The organism is Actinomadura sp. (genome assembly GCF_044508335.1).
Lineage (GTDB): Bacteria > Actinomycetota > Actinomycetes > Streptosporangiales > Streptosporangiaceae > Spirillospora.
This window is the reverse complement of sequence record NZ_JBIQHY010000030.1, coordinates 21,466-38,785: the sequence shown is the minus strand read 5'-3', so window position 1 is coordinate 38,785 and position 17,320 is coordinate 21,466. Positions and strand designations below refer to the sequence as shown.

Annotated in this window: 15 protein-coding genes; 6 read left to right on the top strand and 9 right to left on the bottom strand. The window is 74.2% G+C overall.

What is annotated here, in order from left to right:
* Positions 1–70: 70 nt before the first annotated feature.
* Positions 71–550, bottom strand: a complete 480-nt coding sequence (locus ACIWVC_RS13750; protein ID WP_396448155.1) for a hypothetical protein — start codon at positions 548–550, stop codon at positions 71–73.
* Positions 551–666: 116 nt separating this feature from the next.
* Positions 667–1,254, bottom strand: coding sequence for a TetR/AcrR family transcriptional regulator (locus ACIWVC_RS13745; protein WP_396448156.1), 588 nt, complete (start codon positions 1,252–1,254; stop codon positions 667–669).
* 57 nt (positions 1,255–1,311) lie between these two features.
* On the opposite strand from ACIWVC_RS13745, the gene ACIWVC_RS13740 reads away from it, so the two are divergent.
* Positions 1,312–2,652, top strand: coding sequence for a flavin monoamine oxidase family protein (locus tag ACIWVC_RS13740; RefSeq protein ID WP_396448157.1), 1,341 nt, complete (start codon positions 1,312–1,314; stop codon positions 2,650–2,652).
* A gap of 54 nt (positions 2,653–2,706) precedes the next feature.
* Here the strand turns inward: ACIWVC_RS13740 and recQ are convergent, their stop codons facing one another.
* Positions 2,707–4,527, bottom strand: coding sequence for a DNA helicase RecQ (gene recQ / locus ACIWVC_RS13735; protein WP_396448158.1), 1,821 nt, complete (start codon positions 4,525–4,527; stop codon positions 2,707–2,709).
* A gap of 44 nt (positions 4,528–4,571) precedes the next feature.
* Positions 4,572–5,231, bottom strand: a complete 660-nt coding sequence (locus ACIWVC_RS13730; RefSeq protein ID WP_396448159.1) for an HAD family hydrolase — start codon at positions 5,229–5,231, stop codon at positions 4,572–4,574.
* Positions 5,232–5,417: 186 nt separating this feature from the next.
* Between ACIWVC_RS13730 and ACIWVC_RS13725 the strand changes: the two genes are divergently transcribed.
* From ACIWVC_RS13725 to ACIWVC_RS13715, 3 genes are all read left to right on the top strand, one after another.
* A complete protein-coding gene (locus tag ACIWVC_RS13725) occupies positions 5,418–5,864 on the top strand; it encodes a hypothetical protein (RefSeq protein WP_396448160.1) in 447 nt (148 codons plus the stop codon).
* Positions 5,865–5,949: 85 nt separating this feature from the next.
* Entirely contained in the window at positions 5,950–6,333 is a 384-nt protein-coding gene (locus ACIWVC_RS13720; protein WP_396448161.1) for a phage holin family protein, read from the top strand.
* A gap of 25 nt (positions 6,334–6,358) precedes the next feature.
* Positions 6,359–7,075 (top strand): helix-turn-helix domain-containing protein, encoded by a 717-nt coding sequence (locus ACIWVC_RS13715; protein WP_396448162.1) that lies wholly within the window; start codon positions 6,359–6,361, stop codon positions 7,073–7,075.
* Here the strand turns inward: ACIWVC_RS13715 and ACIWVC_RS13710 are convergent.
* From ACIWVC_RS13710 to ACIWVC_RS13690, 5 genes are all read right to left on the bottom strand, one after another.
* Positions 7,028–7,675 (bottom strand): class I SAM-dependent methyltransferase, encoded by a 648-nt coding sequence (locus ACIWVC_RS13710; RefSeq protein WP_396448163.1) that lies wholly within the window; start codon positions 7,673–7,675, stop codon positions 7,028–7,030. The genes ACIWVC_RS13715 and ACIWVC_RS13710 overlap by 48 nt on opposite strands.
* Before the next feature lie 52 nt (positions 7,676–7,727).
* Positions 7,728–10,628, bottom strand: coding sequence for a hypothetical protein (locus tag ACIWVC_RS13705; protein WP_396448164.1), 2,901 nt, complete (start codon positions 10,626–10,628; stop codon positions 7,728–7,730).
* 79 nt (positions 10,629–10,707) lie between these two features.
* A complete protein-coding gene (locus ACIWVC_RS13700; protein WP_396448165.1) occupies positions 10,708–11,721 on the bottom strand; it encodes a cation diffusion facilitator family transporter in 1,014 nt (337 codons plus the stop codon).
* Between the two features lie 74 nt (positions 11,722–11,795).
* Positions 11,796–12,812 carry a hemolysin family protein gene (locus ACIWVC_RS13695; protein WP_396448166.1) on the bottom strand — a complete coding sequence of 339 codons (1,017 nt, stop codon included), beginning with the start codon at positions 12,810–12,812 and terminating at the stop codon, positions 11,796–11,798.
* A complete protein-coding gene (locus tag ACIWVC_RS13690; RefSeq protein ID WP_396448167.1) occupies positions 12,809–14,170 on the bottom strand; it encodes a hemolysin family protein in 1,362 nt (453 codons plus the stop codon). The genes ACIWVC_RS13695 and ACIWVC_RS13690 overlap by 4 nt, the downstream gene beginning before the upstream one ends.
* Before the next feature lie 316 nt (positions 14,171–14,486).
* Here ACIWVC_RS13690 and ACIWVC_RS13685 point away from each other — a divergent pair, with 316 nt between their 5' ends.
* Both ACIWVC_RS13685 and ACIWVC_RS13680 read left to right on the top strand, forming a co-directional pair.
* Complete coding sequence (locus tag ACIWVC_RS13685; RefSeq protein WP_396448168.1) at positions 14,487–15,773, top strand: hypothetical protein; 1,287 nt, start codon at positions 14,487–14,489, stop codon at positions 15,771–15,773.
* The coding region (locus tag ACIWVC_RS13680; RefSeq protein ID WP_396454190.1) for a serine/threonine protein kinase at positions 15,770–17,320 on the top strand (1,551 nt) is incomplete at its 3' end. The genes ACIWVC_RS13685 and ACIWVC_RS13680, both read left to right, overlap by 4 nt.

Below are 17,320 nucleotides of genomic sequence, written 5' to 3'. Positions count from 1 at the left end.
CCGCGTCCGGGCGCCCCGGGACGCGCGGCGCCGCGCCCGGACGTGCCGGCGCCGCCGCGGCGGCCGGGGCTCAGCGGTGCGGGGGGACGCGGATGAAGCGGGCGGTCCGGGTGTCGCCGGAGCGTTCGCCGGCGACGAGGACCTTGTCGTCCTTGGCGAGGTCCTTCAGGTCGGCCTTCTCGCCGCCCTTGCGGACGCGCGTGTCGGTGTTGACCGTCCACGTCCAGGACACGCCGTCGGCGCTGCGGACGGTGACCCCGGTGGCCGACGCGGACGTGACCTGGCCGTGCTGCCAGGCGGCGACGTGGAAGCCGTCCTTGCGCTGGAGGGTCGCCTCGCCGTGGACGCCGCGGAAGGCGTGCAGGGCGCGCCCCTGCCGGAACGGGCGGCCCATCCGGGGGTGGCCGGGGTGGCCGGGCTTCGCGGTGGGGGAGGCGGACGGCGACGGGGCGGGGTCGGCGGCGAACGCGGGGACGGCGAGGTACAGGCCGGCGCCGAGGAGGCCGGCCGCGCCGAGACCGGCCGCGATGGTCTTGCGGTTGGTTCGCATGGTGGACATGCAACCGCATGCGTCTGGCAGAAGCCCGTCCCCGTTCCTGAGAGAACCCTGAGAGTCGCCTCCGGGCCGGCTGCGGACTCCCGTCCGGGCGGACCGGGACGGGCGGCTCAGCGGAGGGCGGCGAGGAGGGCCTTGATCAGGTGGAGTGCCTGGTCGCGGGCCTGCGCCTGGTCTTGCGCGTCCGCCACCGAGAGCGCCAGTTCGGTGAGCGCGCCGTAGAAGGCGGCCGTGGTGAGGCCGATCGGGTGCGGGCCCGACTCGCCGAGCAGCGCCGTCAGGCCGTCCGTGAGGATGGTGCCGAGGTAGCGCTGGTCGAGTTCGCGCCAGCGCTGCCAGCCGAGCGCGATGGGCCCCTGCAGCAGGACGATCTCCCGGTACTCGGGGTCGGAGCAGATCTCCAGGAACGTGCGGATCCCGGTGGCCGCCTTCGCCTCCGGCGAGCGGTCGGCGGCCATCGCGGCGGTGATGCGCTCGGCCGCCTGCGCCTCGAGCTCCTCGAACACGGCCTCGAACAGGCCCTGCTTGCCGGCGAAGTGGTGGTAGAGGGCGCCGCGGGTGAGCCCGGCGTCGCGGACGAGCTCCTCGGCGGACACGTCGTGGAACCCGCGCTCGGCGAAGAACCGGCGGCCGGTGTCGAGGAGCGCGGCGCGCGTGCTCTCGACATACCGCTCCCGCCGGGTCTTGACGTGCTCCATGCGGCATGTATAACACATACAAGGTGTATGTCAGATGCGTCGTGCATGGGAGGGGACATGGCGGATATCGCGATCGTGGGAGCCGGCGCCGCCGGGCTGGTCGCCGCGCGGGACCTCGTCCGGGACGGGCACGACGTCGTCGTCCTGGAGGCCCGCGACCGGGTCGGCGGGCGGCTGCTGAACGGCGAGCTGCCCGGCGGGGAACCGATCGAGGTCGGCGGCCAGTGGGTCGGGCCCGGCCAGGACAGGGTCCTCGCGCTGATCGAGGAGCTCGGCCTCACCACCTACCCGACCTACGACGAGGGGCGGCACATCGCCGAGCTGGGCCGGACGCGCGGCGAGTACACCGGCCGCATCCCCCGGCTGTCCCCGCTCACGCTCGCCGACATCGCGCAGGCGCAGCTGCGCGTCGCGCGCCTGGTGCGCGGGATCCCGGCGGACGAGCCGTGGGCGGCGCGCCGCGCCGCCAGGCTCGACCAGCAGACCTTCGAGACGTGGATCCGCCGGAACATGCGCACGAGCGGGGGCCGCGCGTTCATGCGCCTGATCACGCAGGCGGTCTTCTCGGCCGAGGCCGGCGACATGTCGGCGCTGTGGGCGGGCTTCTACATGGCGTCCGCCGGCGGGCTCGACCCGCTGATCGACACGACCGGCGGCGCCCAGCAGGACCGCGTCTCCGGCGGCTCGCAGCGCATCGCGCTCGCGCTGGCGGCCGAACTGGGCGACCGGATCGCGCTGAACTCCCCGGTCACCGACATCGAGTGGACGGACGACTCCGTCCGGCTGCGCACCGCCGGCCGCGAGGTCCGGGCGCGCCGCGCGATCATCGCGGTGCCGCCGCCCCTCGCCGCCCGCATCCGGTTCAGCCCCGGTCTGCCGGGCGACCGCGACCAGCTCGTCCAGCGCATGCCGATGGGGCGCGTGATCAAGGTGAACGTGGCGTACGACGAGCCGTTCTGGCGCGCGGACGGGTTCAGCGGCCAGGTGACCAGCGACCGCCGCCCGTTCGGCGTCACCTTCGACAACACGCCGGAGAGCGGCGGGCCGGGCGTCATCGTCGGCTTCCTGGAGGGGCGCCACGCGGACATCGCCGGCCGCCTGTCTCCCGAGGACCGCCGCGCCCGGGTGCTGGCCGACCTGACCGCCTACTTCGGCCCGCGGGCCAAGAACCCGATCGCCTACATCGAGCGCGACTGGGCGGAGGAGGAGTACTCCCGCGGCTGCTACGGCGCCTTCGCGACGCCCGGCACCCTGACGCGCTACGGCCCGTCCCTGCGCCGCCCCGTCGGCCCGCTCCACTGGGCGGGCACCGAGACCGCGACCCGGTGGGCCGGCTACATCGACGGGGCCGTCGAGTCCGGCCACCGCGCGGCCCGCGAAACCAGCCTGAAACCCTGACCCGGTACCGGCTCGGCAGCGCCGGCCGACCCGCGGGAGCGCTCGGCTCCGTCGTCAGGCGGGGTCGGCGAGGGTTTCCAGGACCTGTTCGCCGTACTTGGCGAGTTTGTTCTCGCCTACGCCGTTCACGCGGGACAGTTCGGCCAGGGTCGCGGGGAGGGCGGTGGCTATCTCGCGCAGGGTGGCGTCGTGGAAGATGACGTAGGCGGGGACGCCCTGCTCCTTGGCGGTCGCGGCGCGCCAGGCGCGGAGGCGCTCGAAGACGGCCATCGCCTCGGCGGGCAGGTCGACCGGCGCCTTCGCCGCCTTCGCGGCCTTGGCCGCCTTCGTGGCGGTGCGTTCGGGTTCGCGGCGCATCATCACCTTGCGCTGGCCGCGCAGCACGTCGGCGCTCGCGTCGGTCTGGAGCAGGGTGCCGTGGTTGCTCTCCACGGCGACGAGGCCCTGGGCGAGGAGCTGCCGGATGACGGCGCGCCACTCCGCCTCGCGCAGCTCGGTGCCGACGCCGAAGGACTTCAGGGTGTCGTGGTCGAACTGGATGACCTTCGCGCTGCGCTTGCCGAGCAGGATGTCGATGATGTGCCCGGCGCCGAACTTCTGGCGCCGTTCCCGGTCGAGCCGGACGATCACCGACAGGACCTTCTGCGCGGGGACGGTCGCGTCCCACGTCTCGGGCGGGTTCAGGCACGTGTCGCAGTTGCCGCACGGCTCGCTCGGCTCGCCGAAGTAGTCGAGGAGCCGGACGCGGCGGCACTCGACCGTCTCGCAGAGGGCGAGCATGGAGTCGAGGTGCATGCTCTGGCGGCGGCGGTGCGCGGCGTCGCCCTCGCCGGCGTCGATCATCTTGCGGAGGTTGACGACGTCCTGCAGGCCGTAGGCGAGCCAGGCGGTGGACGGGAGGCCGTCGCGGCCGGCGCGCCCCGTCTCCTGGTAGTAGCCCTCGACTGACTTGGGCAGGTCGAGGTGGGCGACGAAGCGGACGTCGGGCTTGTCGATGCCCATGCCGAACGCGATGGTCGCGACGATGACCAGCCCGTCCTCGCGGAGGAAGCGCGCCTGGTTCGCCGCGCGGGTCTCGGCGTCCAGCCCCGCGTGGTAGGGGAGCGCCTCGATGCCGTTCTCGGTGAGGAACGCGGCGTGCTTCTCCACGGAGTTGCGGGACAGGCAGTAGACGATGCCCGCGTCGCCCTTGTGCTCGGTCTGGAGGAGGCGCAGGAGCTGGCGTTTGGCGTCGGTCTTCGGCTCGATCCTGTACTGGATGTTGGGGCGGTCGAAGCTCGCGACGAAATGGCGGGCGTCCTCCAGCCGGAGGCGCGACGCGATCTCGTTGCGGGTCGCCTCGGTCGCGGTCGCGGTGAGGGCGATGCGCGGGACGTCCGGCCAGCGCTCGTGCAGGCCGGACAGCGTCAGGTAGTCGGGGCGGAAGTCGTGCCCCCACTGCGACACGCAATGCGCCTCGTCGATCGCGAAGAGGGAGACGTCGCCGCGGTCGAGCAGCTCGACGGTCGCGGCCAGGCGCAGCCGTTCGGGCGCGAGGTAGAGGAGGTCGAGCTCGCCCGCGACGAACTGGGCCTCGACGACGCGGCGTTCGTCGAAGTCCTGCGTGGAGTTGAGGAAGCCCGCCCGGACGCCGAGCGCGCGCAGGGCGTCCACCTGGTCCTGCATGAGGGCGATGAGCGGCGAGACGACGATGCCGGTGCCCTTCCGGACCAGCGCCGGGATCTGGTAGCACAGCGACTTCCCGCCGCCGGTCGGCATCAGGACGAGCGCGTCCCCGCCGGCGACCACGTGCTCGATGATCTCCCGCTGGCCGTCCCGGAACGAGTCGTAGCCGAACACGCGCTGGAGCGCGTCGAGCGTCTCGGGGGAAGTCATCGGCCCATACTATGAACCGCCTCCGTCACCCGTCCCCGGAACCTTCACCTGTGGACGGCCTCCACCAGGTCCGGGGTGACCTCGTCCAGGCCGGACGCGACGTGGGCGGCGAGCTCCAGCGCGTCGGGCGCCGGCGGATGCGCCGGACGCGGGATCGCGATCACCGTCATCCCGGCCGCGTGCGCCGAGCGGAGCCCGTTGCTGGAGTCTTCGACGGCGACGCACGCGCCGGGCGGGACCTCCATCTGCGCTGCGACCGCGAGATACCCGTCCGGCGCCGGCTTGCCGAGGTCGACCTCTTCGGTGGACACGGTCGTCCGGAACAGGCTCTCCACCCCCATCTCCCCGAGCACCAGGTCGATGAGGGCGCGCGGGGACGAGCTGGCGAGGCCCAGCGGGCGGTAGGCGGCCATCCGGCGGACGGCCTCCACCGCGCCCGGCAGCAGCGGCAGCCCGTTCGCGTACCGCTGCGACATCCGGTCGATGACCTCGTAGGCGACGTCCTCCGCCGTGACGCCGTCGACGAGGTCGGTGGCGAGGTAGGCGGCCCACTCCTCGGTGCTCATCCCCATCAGCCGGTCCTGGGTGCCGGGCAGCCAGCGCCCGCCGTGCTCGGCGACGTAGGCGCGGCGCACCTCCTCCCACACCGGCTCCGAGTCGATCAGCACCCCGTCCAGGTCGAAGACGATGGCCTGCACGGACATGGGCCCCTCCAGTGATCTCTGCGCGATTGCCGGTCCACTACCCGGGGTCGCGGGGCCGGAACCGTGCGCGTCCGGCCGGGCAGATGTACCGGATTTATGCCGCGAATGCGACATGATCCCGTTTCAGTCTGGCATCGTGGTGACCCTCCGTTCCCCCTCCGGAGTCACTGCAGAGGAGATCTGCCCATGGTGTTCCTCGGTTTTCTCCTGGTCGCCGCCGCAGTCGCCGCCGGCGCGGGCGTCGTCCTCGACAACACCGACAGCGCCCACCTAGTCGTCTTCGGCCAGAGCGTGCCGGGCCTGAACAGCGAGTGGCAGGTGTTCCTGGCCGGCGCGGCCGTGGCCGTCGTCCTCGTCTTCGGCCTGATGCTCACCTTCACGGGGGCCGCCCGCCGCATCCGCAACCGCCGCGACCTGCGCGACCTGCGCGAGGAGCACCAGGAGTCGCTGACCACGCTGGAGATGGAGAAGCGCCGCCTGGAGCGGGAGCTCGCCCGCGTCCGGCAGGGCTCCGGCCGGCGCGGTGCGCAGCCGCGGCCTGAGCCCGCCTCGTCCGGCGTCCAGGGCGTCCGCGTCGCGGGCGGCCGGCCGCGGACGCCCGCCGCCTCCCCCTTCTTCGAGCGGAACGAGTAGTAGTACGCGGTGATGACGGCGGCGTCCGCCCGAATCGTCACGTGGAGGGATGCCGCGCGCACCGTGCTTCCGCCATGATCGTGGTGTGCGGATTCTTCTCAAAGTGGGCATCACCGCGGCCGCCCTCTGGGTCGCCACGGTCCTGCTCGACGGCATCTCCCTCGGCGACCAGACGACCGGCCGGCGCGTCGCCACGCTGATCGCGGTCGCGGTCATCTTCGGCCTGATCAACGCCGTCCTGAAGCCGATCATCAAGACCCTCGGCTGCGCGTTCTACGTCCTCACGCTGGGGCTGATCGGCCTCGTCGTGAACGCGCTGCTGCTCCTGCTGACGAGCGAGGTCGCGCAGCGCCTCGACCTGCCGTTCCACGTCGACGGCTTCTGGCCCGCCTTCTGGGGCGCGATCGTCGTCGGCGTCGTCGGCTGGCTCCTGCACCTCTTCCTCCCCGGCGACGACGATGACGACTAGGGACTAGCCGGGTGGGAGCCCCATCGTGGACGGAACGCCGGCGCGCTTCGTCATAGGCGACGGCTACGCCCTCTACGAGGGCCCCGCGGCAGAAGGCGGCGTGCACCGGCACGCCGCCTTCCAGGTCGCCATCGGCATGGGCGGCGATGTCGCCATGGACGACGCGTCCGGGACCCGCCACAGCGGCCCGGCGCTGCTCGTGCCGCCGATGGCCGGTCACCGGCTGCACGCGGCACCGGCGCTGCGCACCTTCTTCATCGAACCGCACTGCGCGTTCGCCGACCGGCTGCGCCCCCTCTGCGGCGCCGGCGTCGCCCCGGCCCCCGGTCTGCGCGGCCTCCGGGAGGACGACGTCCGCGCCGCCGGCGGCCGCCCGTCCGGCGAACTGGACGCACGGCTGCTGAACGCCATGCGCGCGCTGATGGACGAACCCGCCCCGATGCCCGTCCTCGCCGCGAAGGCCGGCCTCTCGCCGCAGCGGCTGCGCGCCCTGGCCCGGGAGCAGCTGGGCATGCCCCTCGCGCGCTGGCGCGTCTGGTGCCGCCTCGCCCGCTCCGCCGAGGCCCTGCGCGACGGGCGGACGCTGAGCGAGGCCGCGCTCGCGGGCGGCTTCGCCGACCAGGCGCACTTCACCCGGGAGATGCGGCGGATGATGGGGCTCACCCCGGCGGAGGCCGTCCGGGCCCTGCGGGCGTCAGGCGCGGCGCGCGGTGTAGATGGAGATCGAGCCGTTCACCGTTGACACGCTCCCGGTCTCGCGGACCCGGCGGAAGCCCACCCCGGCGATGAGCCCCGGCAGCGCCCCGTCGGCGTTGAAGCGGGTGTTCTCCCGCCCGTCCGCGAGCTGCACCAGGCGGAACGCCAGCCGCATCGCCGGGGTGCGCTGCCGCCCGAAATCGGCGATCACCAGCCGGCCGCCGGGCCGCAGCGCTTCGAGCATCGCGACCAGGATCGCCCGCTTCATCGGCACCGGGCACTGGTGGAGGACGAGGCTGGACACGACGGTGTCGACGGTCCCCGGGGCCACGACGTCCGCCAGCGCGTCCCCGGTGGCCGTGCGCCACTCGACCGCGCCGGCGCCCGCCTTGCGCCGCGCGATCGCGAGCATCTCCGGGTCGGGGTCGACGCCGATCACGCGCGCGTCCGGCTCGACGCGGTGCAGCAGCAGGGCCAGCGAACCGGTGCCGCAGCCGACGTCCACGACCACGTCGCCGGGCCTGACCGCCGCGTGCATGGCGAGCATGCTCCGCCACAGCCGCTCCCGCGTCAGCGCGATCACCGGATCGTAGAGGCGGGGCAGGCCGAAACGGCCCAGCGCGGGAGTGAAGGTCTGCTCGGTCATGGACGGAGTGTCGCCCGCCGCGCCGCCGCCGGTCTTGAACGGAACGCTCGCGCTAGCCGTCCGCGGCGACGGCGGCCCGCTCGAACGGGCCGCGCTCCAGCCGGTCGGACGGCCCGCCCGCGTACTCGCGGTACTCCGGCGGACGGGACCCGGGCGCGCCGATCAGCACCCAGCGGTGCGTCCGGACGGCGCCGATGAGGAACTCCGCGTCCGTCAGCGCCCCCGCGTCCGCGACGATCAGCACGTCGAACTCCTGGCCGGAGCCGGTGAGGGCGGCGCCGAGCGGCGTCCCGACGACGATGTCCGCGGTGCGGAGCAGGACATCGCCCTCCACCGCCCGTCCGCCCTCCATGTAGCCGGTGAGCTGTTCGATCCGGGCGATCGCGCGCCGCTGGTGGGACGGGACGGCCTCCGGGTCCTCGGTGGGGTCGGCGCCGCAGATCTCGGCGACGTTCTCCCGCGTCCGCGCCTCGGTCCGCGCGGCCGTCTCCACGTCGCCCTCCAGGACCGCCATCTCCTCGGCGGCCTCCGCCGTGCGCCGCTCCAGCACGTCCGCCAGCTCGGCGGCCTTCGCCGCCGCGGCCTCCGCGTCCGCCCGGGCGCGTTCGGCCGCCGCCAGCAGCTTCTCGCGGGACGTGCGGGCGGCGGTCACCCGGTCCTCGATCTCCTGCGCCGCCTGCTGCGCGGCCCGCGCCCTGACGCCGGCCTCCCTGGCCCGCTCGACGGCCTCCGCCGCCCGTCGCGCGTGCTCCTGATGCTCCGCCCCGGCCTTCTCCCGCTCCGTCGCCAGCCAGGTCAGCTCGGTGCCGAGCCGCTCCTGCGCCTCCCGCGCCCGCTGCAGCCGCGCCCCGCCCTCGGACACGAACGACGCGAGCCCCCGGCGCACCCGCTCCGCGTGCTCGGCCGCGTCCTTGGCCTCCCGCGCCCGCCTCGCCGCCTCGTCCGCCTCCCGCGCCCGGGCCTTGACCTCGGCGCGCAGGCCGCGCAGCTCCGCCGGCGGCGACGCGACGTGCAGCCGCTGCGCCAGCGTCATCTTCCGGCGCGCCGCCGCCAGAGCCGACTCCGCCGACACCAGCCGGTAGTAGGCGGCGTGCCCCTCGGCCGCGGCGTCCGCGTCGGCCGCCGTCAGCCGGTGCGCCTCCTCCGCCGCGGCCGGCAGCGCCTCCTTCGCCCGTGCCAGCTCGTCGGTGAGGGACGCCTCCGCCTCCCGCGCACCCTGCAGCTCCGCCTGCGCCGTCTTCGCCCGCTCGTCCAGCTGCACGCACCGCGCGTAGGACGCGTCGGCCGTGCGGGTCATGGCGGTCGCCTCGTCCGCCGCCCGGTCGGCCTCCTCCTTCAGGCGGTCCGCCTCCGCGCGCGGCTCCACCAGCTCGGCCTCGGCCTCCTCCTGGACGGCGGCGAGCCGCTCCGCCTCCGCCTCGGCCTCGGCGGCGACCCGCTCCCCCTCCGCGGCCGCGTTCCGAGCCTCCTCGATGCCGCGGTGCAGCGCCGCCTTCTCGGCCTCCAGCTCCTCACCGCGCCGCAGATGCTCAGCCCGGACGGCCTGCAGCGCCGCCGCGTCCCGGGGCCACTGCTCCAGCCACATCAACCCGCGCCGCAGCAGCCGGACCTCCGTGTCCCAAGCCCGCCGCCACGCCTCCCCGACCGGCCGCAGCGCCGCCGACCGCACCCGGGTCTCCGGCGCCGACACCCCGGGCGCGCCGCCGGCCCCGCCCTCGGCCGCCTCCGCTCCAGACTCCGGAACCGCCTCGACCCGCGTCACGCCAGATGCGCTCTCATCGCCTTCAGCCTCGGGCGTCGGAGCCGCGAGGGCCTCGCCGTGCCCCCCAGAAGAGGCGTCGCCGTCCTCTTCTCCTCCTGTCTCCGGCGGTAGCGCGGGGATCGGCTCAACCCGCGTGACGGCAGACGCACTCTCGTCTGTCTCGCTCAGCGCGTGGGGCTGCTCACCTGCCTCGGGAGCGGTTGCCCCTTCGCCTCCGTCCGGCGCCTCGGGGGGAAGCGCGGGGATCGGTTGCACCTGCGTGGCGGCGGATGCGCTCTCGTCTGTTCCCGTTTCGGTCGGCTGTTGGGGGTGCTGCTCGCCTGGGCTTGCGCTGGACGCGTCGTCGTCTCCACCCGCCTCGGGAGGCAGCGCTGGGATGGGTTCGACGCGGGTGACGGCGGACGCGCTTTCGTCGTCTTCCTGGTCCGGAGGTAGTGCGGGGAGGGGTTCGAGTCTCGTCTCGGCGGACGGGCTCCCGGCTTCTTCCGGGGCGGTCAGGGGCTTGAACTCGATCGTTCCCTGGGAGCCCGGCTCTCGTAGTGGCGGTGGTGCTGTCGTCTCCGTCGTGGGCGGGGGCTCTTCGACGGGCGGCAGAGCCTGTGTCTCCACCGAGCGGGACTCCGCCGTCTGCGGGCGTGTCTCGATCAGCAGGGAGAAGATCTCGGGGTCGTCCTCGATGCCGCGCAGCAGTTCGGCGGCCTGCTCGGGGGTGGGGGCGATGAGGAGGGCGCGCTCGTCCGACGCCGCGAATTCCTTGATCACCTTTCGGGCGGCGTCGGCCTCGCCGCCCTCTGCCACGTGGATCAGGCGCAGGGCGTCCGTTTCGTCCAGTGAGCCGGGGGCCACCAGGAAGCGGGCGAGTACCTCCCAGTCGCCCGCGACCTGCTGGTTCCGCAGGGCCCGCAGTGCCGCGATGTGCGGGGCCCAGCCGACCGGTGAGAACTCCTGGGGCGCCTCTCTGAGGCGCGCGTCGATCTGCTCATAGAACTCGGTCAGCGGCCCGTAGATGCTCTCCACCAGCTCGGGGCCGCCCCAGTCGACTTCGTCCGTCCCCAGAGCGGGGGTGGATCCCTCGCCTTCGATGGGCATGGTCTCCAACCCTGCCCGGACGTCGACCTCGTCCTGGACGTCTTCGGGTTCCGCAGTGACGCCCGTGCCCTCAGGTTCGTTGGTCTCTGCCGGCTGCTTCACGACGTCATCCCGTCCCAGATCGACCGTCCGAGGCCGTAATTCCCCATCTGCCGGGGACTAACGTCTCACAGACCGGGGATCAGCGGTGGCCCGCGAGGGCTGCGTGATGATCTTCACCGTCGCGGGACTCGGGGTCGGGGTGGACGAGGGCGCCGGAGAGGCGCGGCAGGGCGTGCATGAGGCTGTGCTCGGCGTCCACGGCCACCTGGTGCGCTCGGACGAGGGTGCAGCCGGGGTCCACGACGACGTCGCACTCGGCGCGCAGGCTGTGGCCTATCCAGCGGAGGCGGACGTCGCCCACCGCGAGCACGCCCGGGGTGGAGGCCAGGGCGGTTTCGGCGCGGTCGACCAGGGCCGGGTCCACGGCGTCCATGAGGCGGCGCCAGACTTCGCGGGCCGTCTGCCAGAGGACGACCGATATCGCGGCAGTGATGAGCAGGCCCACCAGGGGGTCGGCCCATGGAGCGCCCAAGGCGATGCCGCCCGCGCCCAGGAGGACCGCCAGGGACGCGAAGCCGTCCGTTCGTGCGTGGAGGCCGTCGGCGACCAGGGCCGCCGAGCCGATGCGGCGGCCCACGCGGATCCGGTAGCGGGCCACGAGTTCGTTGCCCAGGAAGCCGATCAGGGCGGCGCCGGCCACGGCGGGCAGGTGGTCCACAGGCTGTGGATGGGCGAGGCGGTCCACGGCCGCGTAGCCGGCGACGGCGCAGGACGCGGCTATGGCCACGACGATGACGACTCCCGCCAGGTCTTCCGCGCGGCCGTAGCCGTACGTGTAGCGGCGGGTGGGGGGACGCCTGCCGAGGACGAAGGCGATCCCCAGCGGGACGGCTGTCAGCGCGTCCGCGGCGTTGTGCAGGGTGTCGCCCAGGAGCGCGACCGAGCCGGTGAACGCGAACACCGCCGCCTGGAGGACGGTGGTCGCGCCCAGCCCTGCCAGCGAGATCCACAGCGCGCGCATGCCCTGGGCGCTGGCTTCCAGGGCCGAGTCCACCTTGTCGGCCGCCTCGTGGGAGTGCGGCCGCAGGACGTGCCGGAGACGCCCGTGCCCGTGCCCGTGTCCGTGCCCGTGTCCGTGCCCGTGTCCGCTCATGGGTCCACGATGGACCACGAATCCCGTTGCAGCATCTCGACAACTGCGCTGTTGTCGCAGGTACGCGCGCTGCGTCAGTGCGGGTTCGTCGCCAGAAGCTCCGCGAGGAGGTCGTCCAGGGTGACGATGCCCGCGAACTCGCCGCGCTCGTCGTTCACCACGGCGAGCTGGGCGCGGTCCCGGCGCATGCGGCTCACCGCGTCCAGGACGGTCGTCTCCGCCGTCAGGACGGGCGCCGGATGCGCCAGCTCGTCCGCGCGCCGGTCCCCGTCGGGCTCGGTGATCGCGGCCCGGACGTGCACGATCCCGGTCATCGCGCCGTCCCCGGACCGGACGAGCAGCCGGTTGTGGCCGCTGGCCGTGGCGGTCCGGCGGATCTGCGCGGCGGTCGCGTCGGCGCCGATCGTGGTGACCGACGTGGCGGGCACGACGAGGCGCCCGACGGTCGCCTCACGCGCGGAGATGGCGCGGCGGAGCAGCTCGTGGTCGCGCCGCCCGATGAGGCCGAGGCGGCGCGACTCGCCGACCAGGTGGCTGAGCCGGGCGGGGTCGGTGTGGCTGTCCAGCTCGTCCCTCGGCGTGACGCGGAAGAGCCGCAGCAGCGCGTTCGTCGCCGCGTTCAGCGCCGACAGGATCGGCCGGGACACCTTCGCGAAAGCGCGGAACGGCAGCGCCAGGATCAGCGCCGACCGCTCCGGGTGGGAGATCGCCCACGACTTCGGCGCCATCTCCCCGACGACCATGTGCAGGAACGTGACGACGGCGAGCGCGGTGCCGAGCGCGATGGCCTTCACGCCCGCCTCGGGGACGCCGAGCGCGTGCAGCGGCGGCTCCAGGAAGTGCTCGAACGCGGGCTCGGTGACGATCGCGAGGCCCAGCGAGCACATCGTGATGCCGAACTGCGCCCCGGCGAGCATCAGCGACAGCTCGCGGACGCCGGCCACGGCGGCCACGGCGGGGCGGCTGCCTTTGGCCGCGGCCCGCTCCAGCTGCGGCCGGTTGGCCGCGACCAGCGCGAACTCGGCCGCGACGAAGAAGCCGTTCCCGATCAGGAGGAGGACGGTGATCAGCAGCGACGGCAGCAGGTTCACGGCACCTCCACCGCGGAGGACGGGGACGGCGGCGCCGGCGGGCGCGGCGCAGGCACGGTCGCGGTCCTGATCCGGATCTTCTCGGCGACGCGGCGCGCCACGCTCACGACCTCCAGCTCCACGGAGCCGGTGTCGAGGCCGACGGTGATGCGGTCGCCGGCGGACGGCAGCCGGCGCAGCTCCGCCATCACGAGCCCGCCGAGCGTGTCGTAGGCGTCGCCCTCCGGCAGGTCGAGCCCGGTGAGGCGGCCGACCTCGTCGATGCGCATGCCGGCGTCGACGACCCAGGACCCGTCCGGCCCGGACGTCGGGGCCTCCGCCAGGCCGTCGGTCTCGTCGGTGATCTCCCCGACGAGCTCCTCGGCGACGTCCTCGAAGGTGAGGATGCCGGCGAGGCCGCCGTACTCGTCCACCACGCAGGCGAACTCCTGCCTGGACTCGCGCATGTGCTCGATCACCCCGTACAGCGGCTGGCTGCCCGGGACGAGCAGCGCGGGCCGGGCGATCTCGCCGACCGGGGTGGCGGGGTCGAGGGTGTCGTCGGCGACCTCGCGGACGCCCGCGACGCCGACCACGTCGTCGACCTCCGTCCCGTAGACGGGGTAGGCGCTGTGCCCGGTCTCGCGGATCAGCGCGATCAGGTCGGCGGCGGTCGCGGTCGCCGGCAGCGTCCGGACCTGCGGGCGCGGCACCATGACCTCGTCCGCGGTCAGCTCGCCGAACGACAGCGCGCGCTCCAGCAGGCGGGACAGGTCGGCGGGCAGGTGCCCGGCGCTGTGCGACTTGCCGATGATGTCGCCGAGCTCCTCCAGCGTCGCCCCGCTGTGCAGCTCCTCGACGGGCTCGACGCCCACGGCGCGCAGCAGCCGCTCGGCGGACCGGTCGAACAGCCGGATCACCGGCCCGGCGACCGCCAGGTACACGAGGGTGGACGCGGCCAGAGCGCGCGCGAGCGACTCGGCGCGCGCCAGCGCGAGGTTCTTGGGGAACAGCTCCCCCAGAAGCATCTGGATGAGCGTGGCCAGCACGAAGCCCGTCGCCAGCGCGATCGCCCCCGTGGCGCCCGCGGGGACGCCGGCGACTTCGAGCAGGGGCCGGATCAGCTCGGCGAGGGCGGGCTTGGCGATGAAGCCGACGACCAGGGTCGTCATCGTGATGCCGAGCTGGGCGCCCGACAGCATGAACGAGACCCTGCTGATGACCTTGACGGCGCGGCGGGCGGCGGTGTCGCCGCGCGCGGCGGCCTGCTCCAGGGTCGCGCGGTCGGCGGCGACGTAGGCGAACTCCTGGGCGACGAAGTATCCGGTGGCGGCGGTGAGGAGGATCACCGCGAGTACGCCCAGTGCCGCGCTCAGCACGGGGCACCGGGTCTATGACTGGGGTCCGACACCGCGGACTCACCACTCCTCTCGTGAACGAACTACCTGTCGTAACGTCGCTTGGAACAACGACGTTCCCGGGGGAGAGGGTACGGGTCGGTACTCACGTCGGTACTCACACCGGTACTCACATCGCCGTGCGCGGCGCACCGCCCGCGGCGGCGGGAGGGGCCGGAGGCGCGCGGCCCTGGGCGAAAGCACCTTGTCTCGGTTAGTGTCACGGATCACACTTGTATGAGAGCGTACGTCCCATAGTGGACCGGTCCGTGCTCCCAGACCGGCCCACCATCGGGACATGCGCGGGGGGACCGGAGAAGCGATCGCGGGGCAGACGTTGGACCAGAGCGGGGCCGGGGCCGCCGCGCCCATGAGCCGTGAAGGCGTCGACCATGCCCTGCGCAAGCTCCGGGAGGAGCGCGAGCGCATCTCCGCCTCGCTCGTCGAACTCGAGGGCCAACCGGGTATACGGCTGCTGAAGGGCGCCCGGCTCACCGGGGAGACGTGGCGGCGCTGGGAGGACGCGCGGTCCCGGCTGGGCACGCTGTGGCAGATCTTCGACGCCTACCAGCGGGTGCTGGAGGCGGCGTGCGAGCTGCGCGGCCGGTCCCCGCGCCCGGACCCGGCGACGCTGGCGGAGCTGTCGGGGCTGCTGTCGGGGTGCTCGGTGGAGCTGCCCGACGGGGAGATCCCGCTGGAGCACCGCACGCTGCTCGGCCCGCAGGAGCGGCGGATCACGCTGGACGAGGCGGTGGCGATGATGTCCGACGCCTTCGAGTTCGTCGCCCGCGAGGTCGCCGCCGCCGACTCCGCCTGGACGGCGCTGCTGCTGCCGCTGGAGGAGGCCGAGGAGAGCTGGCGCGAGGCGACCCGGCTGGCGCACACGCTGGACGGCACCCGCCACCCGGAACTCGACCGGGTCGGCCGGGAGCTGACCGCGCTCGGCCGGCTCGTCCGCACCGACCCGCTGTCGTTCATGCAGAACGGGCATCCGGACACCGGGCGGCTCGACCGCGTCCGCGCCGCGCTGCGGACCGTCGGGGACGAGCTCGCCGGCGTCGCCCGGATGCGGGACGAGTACCCCGGCCTCGTCGCCCGCGTCACCGCGGTGATCGAGGAGACCGAGCAGACCGAGCGGCGGGCGCGCGAGACGTACGAGACCGTCCTCGCCAAGATCCATTCGCCGAACCTGCCGGCGCCGTCCGAGGGGCTCGGCACCGCCCTGCGCGACCGGCTCGCCGCGCTCGAGCGGCTCCGCGAGGCGGGCCGCTGGGTGGAGATGGCGGGCCGCTTCGCCGAGCTGGAGCGCGCCGCCGAGGAGGCGCTGGAACGGGCGCGCGGGGAGCTGCGTCTCAGTGCCGGCCTGCTGGACCGGCGGGGCGAGCTGCGCGGGCGGCTGGAGGCGTACCGGGCGAAGGCCGCGCGCCTCGGCCTGATCGAGGACGAGCGGCTCACCGCGCTGTACGGCGAGGCCCGCGAGGTGCTGTGGACGGCCCCCTGCGACCTGCGCCGGGCCACCGCGATCCTGGCGGAGTTCCAGCGGGTGATCAGGGCGAGCGAGAGCGAGACGGGGACGCGGCGATGAACCGATGCACCCAGCCCGGATGCGCGGGCCACATCGACGCGGACGGCTTCTGCGACGTCTGCGGCATGGCGCCCGCCCCGGCGCCGGTGCCCGCCGACCCGTCGGCCGGCGCGGCCCCGCCGTCCAGCGCCGTCGAGCAGCCTCCGTACCCCGAAGGGCGGGTGTCGCCCGTGCGGGCGCCCGTCCTGCCGGTGCGCGAACACGTCGGCGACCGGGGAGCGCGGGCCGGGTACTCGCGGGCGGCGCCGGCGCGGATCCCCGCCCCGGCCCCGCCCACCAGGCAGACGCCCTTCGCGCCCCCGACGACCAGGGAGCCGGCGCCGAGCGGGCGCGACGCGCCCGGCGGGACGTCCGGCGGTTCGGCGGGCAGCGGGCGCGGGACGGTCGGGTCCGGCCGGACGGCGTCGCGCGGCGGCACCCGGGGCACCGGCTCCAGCGGCTCGACCAGGCGCGGGATGCTCGGCGCCGGGCTCGTCGAGGTGCCGCCCGTCCCGGCCCGCGACCCCGCCTCGGCGATCATGGAGAACCCGGAGGTGCCGGAGAACCGGCGCTTCTGCAGCCGCTGCGACGAGAAGGTCGGGCGCAGCCGCAACGGCAGACCGGGCCGCACCGAGGGGTTCTGCCGCAGCTGCGGGCACCCGTTCTCGTTCACGCCGAAGCTGCGTCCGGGCGAGCTGGTCGGCGGGCAGTACGAGGTGCTCGGCTGCCTCGCGCACGGCGGGCTCGGCTGGGTGTACCTGGCGCGCGACCACAACGTGAGCGAGCGGTGGGTCGTGCTGAAGGGGCTGCTCGACACCGGGGACGCCGACTCCCTCGCCGCCGCGACCGCCGAGCGGGCGTTCCTCGCCGAGGTCGAGCACCCCAACATCGTCAAGATCTACAACTTCGTCCGGCACGGCGACTCCGGCTACATCGTGATGGAGTACGTCGGCGGGCGCTCCCTGAAGGACATCCTGCTCAGCGTCCGCGCCGAGCAGGGCGACCACGCGTCCCTGCCGCTCGGCCAGGTCATCGCGTACGGGCTGGAGGTGCTGAGCGCCCTCGGCTACCTGCACGGCGTCGGGCTGCTGTACTGCGACTTCAAGCCGGACAACGCGATCCAGTCCGAGGAGCAGCTCAAGCTGATCGACCTCGGCGGGGTGCGGCGCGCCTTCGACGCGGACAGCCCGATCTTCGGGACGCCCGGCTACCAGGCCCCCGAGATCGGCTCGCAGGGCCCGTCCGTCACGTCCGACCTGTACACCGTGGGCCGGGCGCTGGCCGTGCTCAGCTTCCCGTTCCGCGGCTACACCGGGCGGCACCTGCGCAGCCTGCCGCCCCGCGACGAGGTCCCGCTGTTCCAGCGGCACGAGTCGTACTACCGGCTGCTGCGCCGCGCCACGCACCCCGACCCGTCCCGCCGCTTCCAGAGCGCCGCCGAGATGGCCGAGCAGCTCACCGGCGTGCTGCGCGAGGTCCTGTCCGCCGAGGACGGGCAGCCGCGCCCCGCGCCGTCGCCGCTGTTCGGGCCGGAGCAGCACACCGCCGGCGCCGAGATCGTCTCCGCG